Raw genomic sequence first — 1,491 nt, forward strand, 5'->3', positions numbered from 1 at the left:
CTGCCCCGACTGGCCTCGCCTGAATACGGACGCGGCGATCTGTTGCAGGAGCAGTTTGAAAACTACCTTTTCGGCAAAACCACTTTCCGCGATTTGGAAAAAAATGCCAAGGGCCCGTTTGCCATCATTTCCGCCACCGATATGGGCATAGGCGAGCGTTTCAATTTCACGCAGGAATATTTCGACCCGATGTGTATCGACTTGGGCGACTTGCGACTTGCCCGCGCCGTTGCAGCTTCAAGCTCCGTGCCTATGGTATTTGCACCGATTACCCTAAACAACAACGGCGGACGCTGCAGCTACACGCCGCCGATCAAAATCGAAGATGCAGACGACAGCGAAACAGGCAGACAACAAAGCCGCACCATAAAAGAATTTTACGAGCGCTTCCAAAAATACGCAGACGGGAAAAACCGACCCTACATCCACCTGATAGACGGCGGCCTGACCGACAATCTGGGTATGCGCAGCCTTTTGGATATGACGGAAATGTACCCGGAAAAAATCCTGACAAACAAAATCCTGCAAAACAACATCCGCCATATCGTCGTCATCAACGTCAATGCGCAAAACCAAGTCAGCAGCAATTTGGACAAAACCGCGGCCGTTCCCGGTTTCCGCGACGTCGTCTCCTCCATCGTCAATATCCCCATCGACCAAAACTCGCAAGAATCCCTGCGCCGTTTCCGTGCCTTCGTCGATCAGTGGAATAAAGACAAACAAACCGACGGCATCAGCTTCTCCTTCGTCAGCCTCAACCTCAAAGACCTCCCTCCTTCCGAGTTGAGGGAAAAAGTATTGAACATTCCGACCAGTTTTTATCTGCCACCGGAAGATGTGGACAACCTGCGTACCGCCGCAGCCGAACTGATGAAGCAGTCGCTGGACTATCGCAACCTGCTGGCAGAATTTGCGGCACACCCCAATCCAGACACCATCTTCGCAGCCCCGCCTCCGGATGCGCAAGAGTTCAAGCCATTGAACGAAAAGAAAAAGCAGTAGCAAACTGTTCCATAAAGTACAGCTCTGTTAAAATATCTGCTTCATCTTATATTTCAGACGGCCTCGATACCCAAGGCCGTCTGAAACACTTAACAATAAATAGAATCCAACCATGACCGAATTAAACACTCCCATCGTTACCGATATTGACCGCCCCATCCTCGTTCCACCGGGCGGCCATAAAAAAGTCCTGCTGCATTCCTGCTGCGCCCCATGTTCCGGCGAAGTGATGGAAGCCATGCTTGCCAGCGGCATCGACTACACCATTTATTTTTACAACCCCAATATCCATCCGCACAAAGAATATATGTTGCGCAAAGAAGAAAACATGCGCTTTGCGGACAAATTCGGCATCCCTTTTGTCGATAAAGACGACGACTACGAAAACGACCGCAAAGAATGGTTTGCCAAAGCCAAAGGCATGGAATTTGAACCCGAACGCGGTATCCGCTGCACCATGTGTTTCGATATGCGTTTTGAAAAAGCGGC

At 50.5% G+C, this 1,491-nt stretch carries 2 protein-coding genes; both read left to right on the top strand.

The features are described from left to right. The coding region (locus tag ACTHS3_RS10035; protein WP_440367879.1) for a patatin-like phospholipase family protein at nt 1-1,002 on the top strand (1,002 nt) is incomplete at its 5' end. A gap of 112 nt (nt 1,003-1,114) precedes the next feature. Further along, nucleotides 1,115-1,491: epoxyqueuosine reductase QueH (locus ACTHS3_RS10040; protein WP_440367881.1), on the top strand; the 377-nt coding region annotated here is incomplete at its 3' end.

This window comes from Neisseria sp. P0009.S007, assembly GCF_051962515.1.